The sequence below is a fragment of the Microbacterium sp. genome (assembly GCF_041909575.1).
GTDB lineage: Bacteria > Actinomycetota > Actinomycetes > Actinomycetales > Microbacteriaceae > Microbacterium.
In genome coordinates, this window is the sequence record NZ_JAYRDE010000131.1 from 1 (window position 1) to 7,309 (window position 7,309).

Genomic DNA, 7,309 nt, shown 5'->3' on the forward strand with positions numbered 1-7,309 from the left:
GCTCCGAGCGGCGGAAACGCGGCTCGGGCCCCTCGGTAGGCTGGTCGCGTGAAGATCCTGGTTCTCGGCTCGGGCGCGCGCGAGCACGCCATCATCCTCGCGCTGCGGTCGGAGGTTACGGCGCACGAGGTCTTCGCCGCCCCGGGCAACGCGGGAATCGGCCAGGACGCGACGCTCGTCGACCTCGATCCGAACAACCCCGCGGCGGTCACGCTCTTCGCCAACGAGCATGCCGTCGACCTGGTCGTGATCGGCCCCGAGGCGCCGCTCGTCGCGGGCGTCGCCGACGCGCTGCGGGAGCGCGGCATCCCCGTCTTCGGTCCCGGCAAGGCGGCCGCCCAGCTCGAGGGCTCGAAGGCGTTCGCGAAGCGGATCATGGATGCCGCGGGCGTGCCCACCGGCCGCGCCGTGCGGGCGGCATCCCCCGCCGACCTCGAGGCAGCGCTCGACGAGCTCGGCTCCCCCTACGTCGTCAAGGCCGACGGCCTCGCGGCCGGCAAGGGCGTCATCGTCACCGAGGATCGCGACGCGGCCGTCGCCCACGCCGCCGCCTATCTCCCCTCGGGCCCCGTGCTCGTCGAGGAGTTCCTCGCCGGCCCGGAGGTGTCGCTCTTCTTCCTCAGCGACGGCGATCACGTGCTCGCCCTCAGCCCCGCGCAGGACTACAAGCGACTGCTCGACGGGGACGAGGGGCCCAACACCGGCGGGATGGGCGCGTACTCGCCGCTCCCGTGGCTCGCGGAGCGCTTCGGTGGCGAGGACGAGTTCGTCGACCTCGTCACGCGCGAGGTGGCCGAGCCCGTCATCCGCCGGCTCGACGCCGAGGGCACGCCGTTCATCGGCCTCCTCTACGCCGGGCTCATCCTCACCGACACCGGCGTGAAGGTGATCGAGTTCAACGCCCGCTTCGGCGACCCCGAGACGCAGGTCGTGCTTCCCCGGCTGGTCGATCCGCTCTCCGAGCTGCTGCTGGCCGCGGCATCCGGCAATCTCGAGACCCGTCCGCGCCCCGCGTTTGCCGACGCCGTCGCGGTCACCGTGGTGGTCGCGAGCGAGGGCTATCCGCAGGCGCCGGCGACCGGGCGGGTGCTCACCGGAACGGATGCCGCAGCCGCTGTCGACGGTGTGCACCTCGCCCACGCCGCCACCGCCGCGTCGGCCGACGGGCTCGTGGCCACTGGCGGCCGTGTGCTCAACGTCGTCGGGCTCGGCTCTACGTTCGCCGAGGCCCGGGACCGCGTCTACCGCGCGGTCGCCGAGATCGGCCTCGAGGGCGGGCAGCACCGCACCGACATCGCCGCGCGCGTCGTCGAGTCCTGATCTTCCGCCGCCTCTCGCGGCGCGTTGCGCGTGGTTGGCCGCATCGGGCGCAGTTACAACCGCGCACCGTGCGGGGAACTGCGCCCGATCCAGGTCAGACGGCGTCCTCGGCGGCCTGCCACTCCGCGGTCGGGGTCGGGACCGGCCGGCGCAGGAACAGCACCGCGACCACGCCGACCAGCATGACGGCCGCGGGAAGCAGGATCGCCTGGGCCATCGCGGTCGAGAACGGCTCGGCGATCTGAGGCGGCAGGGTGCCGCCTGCGAAACCGCCGGATGCCTCGGACGCACCCGGGATGTTCGCCTCGAGGCGCGACTGCATGAACACGGCGATCGCGGCCGAGCCGAGCACCGAGCCGATCGTGCGGGTCGTGTTGTAGATGCCGGCGCCGGCACCGGCCTGCCGCGGAGCGAGGTTGCGGGTCGCGGTCGTCGCCAGCGGACCCCACATCCCGGCGTTGCCGACGCCCATGAGGAACGACGGGATGAGGAACATCCAGATCGGGGTCTCGAGGTTCATGAGGAGCGAGTAGACGACCAGCGAAGTCGACACCAGGAGCAGGCCGGGCACGAGCAGCACGCGGGGGTCGGTGCGATCCAGCCACCGGCCGGCGATCGGCGACAGCACGCCCGCGGCGATCGCCATCGGCACGAGCAGCAGCGCCGCCTCGGTCGGCGTCAGCCCGCGACCGAGCTGGATGAAGAACATCAGCGGAAGCGACATGCTCGTCACCGTGAAGCCGACCGTGGCGATGCCGAGGTTCGCGATCGAGAAGTTGCGGTCGCGGAACAGCTCGAGCGGTACGAGCGCCTCGCTCTTGGTCTTCGCCTGCTGCCAGATGAACAGTCCGAGCACGACGACGCCCGAGATGATGAGCCCCCACACGGTGATCGGCCCCCAGATGACGCCCCAGTCGTACGTCTCGCCCTCCTGCAGACCGAAGACGATGAGGAACAGGGCGATCGCGCTCAGGAAGACGCCCACGAGGTCGAACTTGTGGGGGTGCGTCTCGAGCTTGGGGACGAGGATCCAGGCCAGCACGAACCCGACGATGCCGACCGGGATGTTGATGAAGAAGATCCACTCCCACCCGAGACCGTCGACGAGCAGGCCGCCCGCGAGCGGGCCCACCAGCATGGCCACGCCCGACGTCGCGCCCCACAGGCCCATGGCCGCGCCGCGCTGGTTCGGCGGGAAGGTGCGCGTGATGACCGCCATCGTCTGCGGGGTCATCAATGCCGCGCCGAGACCCTGCACCGCCCGGAACGCGATGAGCGCGCCGAGGGTCGGCGACAGGCCGCACGCGAGCGAGGCGAGGGTGAACACCGCGAGACCGATCAGGTAGATGTTCTTCGGCCCGAACCGGTCGCCCAGGCGGCCGGTGATGAGCAGCGGCACGGCGTAGGCAAGCAGGTAGGCGGAGGTCACCCATACGACGTTGTCGAGGTTGTTGGTCTCGGGATCGAGTGCCGCCTTGATGGCCGGGTTCGCGACCGAGACGATCGTCGTGTCTACCAGGATCATGAAGAACCCGATGACGAGCGCCCACAGCGCGGGCCAGGGGCTGCGGGGCTTGTGGCCGATCGCGTAGGCGCCGGTGATCGGGCCGCGGGAGGCGCGGTCACCGGGTCCGGATGCCTCCGCCTGCGTCTTCTGTTCGGTCATAGCCGTGCGGCCTTCCTCTGTGCGAGATAGCGCTCCGAGGGCTCGGGATCGGGCCCCCAGGCGAAGTCGGGATCGGCGAGCCGGGCCAGGAGCCCGTCGAGCCAGGCGAGGTCGGCCGCGAGCATCACCTCGTCGCGGTCCACCTCGAGCAGGTACTGGTCGGGCACGCCCTTGTGCCGCGCGAACCGGTGGCCGTCGGCCAGCGCGTCCCTCGCGGCTTCGAGCTCGGTCCGGCGGGCCGCGAGCAGGTCGATGACCTCGCCGCGGTCGAGGTTGTGGGCCTCGGCGAGCGCCACGCGGAACTCGGCCGGGCGATCGACGCGGGGCAGTTCGCGACGCACCCAGTCCGCCGCTGCCCGGGCTCCGGCATCCGTCACCGCGTATGTCGTGCGCTCGGGACGGTTGCCCTCGCGATCGACGCCCACCTCGGCGACGAGGCCCGCCCGTTCGAGGCGAGCGACCGTGTGATACACCGTGCCGTTGGTGATCGTGACGAGGCGGTCGTCGCGCCGCATGCGCATGAGCCGGATCATCTCGTACGGATGCATGTCGCCCTCGTCGAGCAGCGTGAGAACCATCAGCCCGAGGGGCGTGAGGCGGTTCAGCGCGTCGGTCATGGTCACTCCGTGTCGAATAGTCCACGTGGACTATACACCCCGTCCGGTTCGTTGAGACGGTTCTCGACCCCCTCGTCATGTCCTGTGTGAGAACGAAGTCCTGTCTGAGGACCGAGATGAGGAGCACACATCATGAGGGATTCACTTCCGTCGGAACTCGCGGCTGCTGACCCGATGTCCGGCGCCGAGGACGCGCACCTTCACGCGCTGGTACGCCGCACAGCTCTCGCCGCCAGGACTGAAGCGATCGCCGCGTCACCGACGACGGCGCCGTGGTGGAAGCGTCGACGGACGATGGTCTCGTTCGGCATCGCCGGCATCGTGGCATTGACCGGCGGAGCCCTGGTCCTCCCGCTGAGCCAGTTCGGGATCGACGGCACGTGGGTCGATGCCGATGCGATCATCCCGATCAAGTACACGACGGACACGGGCGTGGACGTGAGCTGCCGATACGCCCTCTACTTCGGCGACCCGGAGGATCGCACGCCATCCGACCGGCAGACCGCCGCATTCGTGGCGGACCACGATTGGACGGGGATCGGCCAGGAGATGTACGACTATGCGATCGCGCACCCGTTCGTTCCCGGTCGTGACGGCGGCCTGCAGGTCGATACGCAGCAGGCTCGCGATGAGATGTCCTTGAGCATCGCGATCAACCATCACATCGAGGCGGCGATCCCGTTTCAGCTTCGGGATGAGCGAGACGAATACATGCCCTCCAGCGTCACCGACTGCCAGGGACAGCTCCACTGATGCGCACCCGTCCCATCCCGTCTGCGCTTCGCGACCGGGTCGAGCTCGTCGTGGCGGACAACGCCGACGACCTGCTCCGCTACCTTCGACGACGGGTCACGCAGCCGGAGGACGCCGCCGACCTCCTGGGCCGCGTCCTGCTGGCGATCTGGGAGAGCTCATCCCGGCTCCCGACGACAGATCACGAGGCGAGAATGTGGTGCTTCGGAGTGGCGAGGAACATCCTTCGCGAGCACTACCGCCACACCGCGAAGCAACTCGCACTGGCAGATGGACTCCGAGACCACCTGCGCGCGTCCGCTGCGACGCACGGCGGGGCGGACACCATCGCCGAAGCGAACATCCGGTTCGAAACGGTCCGGCGCGCCGTGGGAGCGCTCGATGATCGCTCTCGGGAGTTGATCATGCTGATCCACTGGGACGGCTTCAGCATCGCCGAGAGCGCGCGGATCTTGTCGATGAATGAATCCACCGCACGGACGCGGCACGCGCGGGCGCTGAAGCGGCTCGAAAAGCAGTTGGGACGCGGCGCCCCCGATCCCGAGGATGAGCAGGTTCGCACCCGCGACAGGCCGAGGGGAGCCCGCTGGGAGGCCGCCGTTCCGAAATGAGCCTCAGGCGCGCACGCGGCGTCGGAAGCGAGGCGTAGCGTATGCGCATGACCGATGCCGCGGCGGTGCAGCGCGCTCACGAGATCTTCGATCCCCTGGCCGGGGCGTACCTCGAGCGGGCGGGCGTCGACATCGGGCCGATGTTCGGCAGCGAGGGGCTGCGCATCCGCAGCAAGGTCTTCGCGTTCGTCGGGTACCGCGGTGCGATGGTCGTGAAGCTCCCCGCCGCGCGCGTCGACGAACTCGACGGGGTGGACGGGATGGAGCGCATGGTCATGCGCGAACGCGCGATGAAGGAGTGGATGCTGGTGCCCGCTGCCGCGGCGGGCCGCTGGCAGCCGCTCCTCGACGAGGCGTTCGCCTACGTCGACTCGATCACGCCGTGACCCCGCGATAATGGGCAGGTGACGACCCCCCTCGATCTCCCCGGCTGGCGCCATGTCTACTCCGGCAAGGTCCGCGACCTTTATGTGCCCGCCGACACCCCCGAGGGCGGCGAACCCGCGCGGATGCTCGTCGTGGCCAGCGATCGCGTGAGCGCCTTCGACCACGTCCTGGAGCCCGGCATCACCGGGAAGGGCACGCTGCTCACCACGCTCAGCCTGTGGTGGTTCGATCAGCTGGCGGGCGCGGACGGCGGGCGCAGCATCCCGAACCATCTCGCCGCCTCTCACGTTCTCACTCTCGGCGACGACGGCCAGGCGAACACCGACGACGACCTTCGGTCGCTGATCCCGGATGCCGCGGCCGGGCGGGCGATGGTCGTGAAGAGCCTCGACATGCAGCCGATCGAATGCGTCGTGCGCGGCTATCTCACCGGGTCGGGATGGGCCGAGTACCGCGAGAGCGGGACGGTGTGCGGCATCCCTCTCCCGGAGGGGCTGTCCAACGGCGACAGGCTGCCCGAGCCGATCTACACGCCGGCCTGGAAGGCGCCGATGGGGGAGCACGACGAGAACATCTCGTACGAGCGCACCGTCGAGCTGGTCGGCGCCGAGCGCGCGGCCGAGCTGCGTGACCTGTCGCTCGAGATCTACGCCCGCGCTGCGCGGACGGCGGAGCGCCACGGCGTGATCCTCGCCGACACCAAGTTCGAGTTCGGCCTGGACGACCGGGGCGTCATGACCCTCGCCGATGAGGTGCTCACCAGCGACTCGTCGCGGTACTGGGATGCCGCGGCCTGGGCGTCGGGCACCACGCCCGAGGAGCGGATGGCGAGCTTCGACAAGCAGATCGTGCGCGATTGGCTCGCCGCGAACTGGGACAAGCAGGGCGAGCCGCCTGCCCTCCCCCCGGAGATCGTCGAGCGCACCGCCGCTCGCTACCGCGAGCTCCTCGAGCGCCTCACCGCCTGACCCGGCCCTCGGCCCTCGCGTCAACGAGCGGGGAGATTCCGCCCGCAGAGGTCCCCGACCCCCGGGTGGACGGCGATTTCTCCCCCTGGTTTGACGCGCAGCGAGAACGGGAGGCGCTGCACCGCCGGAATGCCCGGCACAAGCCAGGCGTTGTCTATTCGCGTGAATGAGAAGCTCGCTGCCGACACCGGGATGGGACCGGTGACCCTGCTCGTCGGCGACCTCGACGGCATGACGGCGTACTACCGCGACGTCGTGACGCTGCAGGTGATCGCCGCGGACGGCAACGCCGTCACGCTCGGGCGCGCCGGCCGGCCGATCGTCATCCTGCGCCACGAGCCGGCCCTCCGTCATGCGACCCCCGGATCGGCGGGGCTCTTCCACACCGCGATCCTCTTCGAGACGCAGGCCGCCCTCGCCGCCGCGCTCTACAGCGTCGCCCGGCACGCGCCCGGCTCCTTCACCGGATCGGCCGACCACCTCGTCAGCCAGGCCTTCTACTTCACCGACCCCGAGGGCAACGGCATCGAGCTGTACTGGGACCGCGCCCGCTCCGAGTGGTCGTGGACGCACGGGCAGATCGAAATGGGCACCCTGTACCTCGACCCGAACGGCTTCCTCGGCGAGCACCTGACGGAGGAGGCCGCGCTCGGCTCGACGGCCGGGGAGGCGGCATCCGTCGGTCACGTCCACCTCTCGGTGGGGGATGTCGCGACGGCGCGGGCCTTCTACGTCGACGCCCTCGGCTTCGACGAGACGGCGGCGCTCGGGGGCCAAGCCGTGTTCGTCAGCGCCGGCGGCTACCACCACCACATGGCGATGAACGTATGGAACTCGCGCGGCGCCGGACCGCGGATGCCGGCCCTCGGCCTGGGCCGGGTCGATCTGGCCCTTCCCGACGAGGACGCGGTGGGCTCGCTCGCCGACCGGCTGCGGCACCACGGCGTCGATGTGCGGGACGACGGCCGGACGGTGCGCTTCGACGAC

General features: G+C 70.3%; 8 protein-coding genes. 6 read left to right on the forward strand and 2 right to left on the reverse strand.

Annotated features, from left to right (window positions below; all coding sequences use genetic code 11):
* The first annotated feature begins 48 nt into the window (after positions 1 to 48).
* On the forward strand, positions 49 to 1,320 hold the full coding sequence (gene purD, locus ACE3O1_RS13875; protein WP_374316018.1) for a phosphoribosylamine--glycine ligase: 1,272 nt from the start codon (positions 49 to 51) through the stop codon (positions 1,318 to 1,320).
* A 94-nt stretch (positions 1,321 to 1,414) separates the two neighbouring features.
* Here purD and ACE3O1_RS13880 read toward each other — a convergent pair whose 3' ends face one another.
* Both ACE3O1_RS13880 and ACE3O1_RS13885 read right to left on the reverse strand, forming a co-directional pair.
* Positions 1,415 to 2,986 (reverse strand): MFS transporter, encoded by a 1,572-nt coding sequence (locus tag ACE3O1_RS13880; RefSeq protein ID WP_374316020.1) that lies wholly within the window; start codon positions 2,984 to 2,986, stop codon positions 1,415 to 1,417.
* A complete protein-coding gene (locus tag ACE3O1_RS13885; protein ID WP_374316022.1) occupies positions 2,983 to 3,603 on the reverse strand; it encodes a PadR family transcriptional regulator in 621 nt (206 codons plus the stop codon). Before ACE3O1_RS13885 ends, ACE3O1_RS13880 begins: the two co-directional genes overlap by 4 nt.
* Positions 3,604 to 3,777: 174 nt before the next feature.
* Here ACE3O1_RS13885 and ACE3O1_RS13890 point away from each other — a divergent pair, with 174 nt between their 5' ends.
* The 5 genes from ACE3O1_RS13890 to ACE3O1_RS13910 form a co-directional block, all read left to right on the forward strand.
* Positions 3,778 to 4,356: a hypothetical protein gene (locus ACE3O1_RS13890; RefSeq protein WP_374316024.1), complete on the forward strand. Its 579-nt coding sequence runs from the start codon at positions 3,778 to 3,780 to the stop codon at positions 4,354 to 4,356.
* Positions 4,356 to 4,967, forward strand: a complete 612-nt coding sequence (locus tag ACE3O1_RS13895) for an RNA polymerase sigma factor (protein WP_374316026.1) — start codon at positions 4,356 to 4,358, stop codon at positions 4,965 to 4,967. Before ACE3O1_RS13890 ends, ACE3O1_RS13895 begins: the two co-directional genes overlap by 1 nt.
* A 47-nt stretch (positions 4,968 to 5,014) precedes the next feature.
* A complete protein-coding gene (locus tag ACE3O1_RS13900; RefSeq protein ID WP_374316028.1) occupies positions 5,015 to 5,353 on the forward strand; it encodes a hypothetical protein in 339 nt (112 codons plus the stop codon).
* An 18-nt stretch (positions 5,354 to 5,371) separates the two neighbouring features.
* Positions 5,372 to 6,322, forward strand: coding sequence for a phosphoribosylaminoimidazolesuccinocarboxamide synthase (locus ACE3O1_RS13905; RefSeq protein WP_374316030.1), 951 nt, complete (start codon positions 5,372 to 5,374; stop codon positions 6,320 to 6,322).
* A gap of 192 nt (positions 6,323 to 6,514) precedes the next feature.
* On the forward strand, positions 6,515 to 7,309 hold a 795-nt coding region (locus tag ACE3O1_RS13910; protein ID WP_374316032.1), incomplete at its 3' end, for a VOC family protein.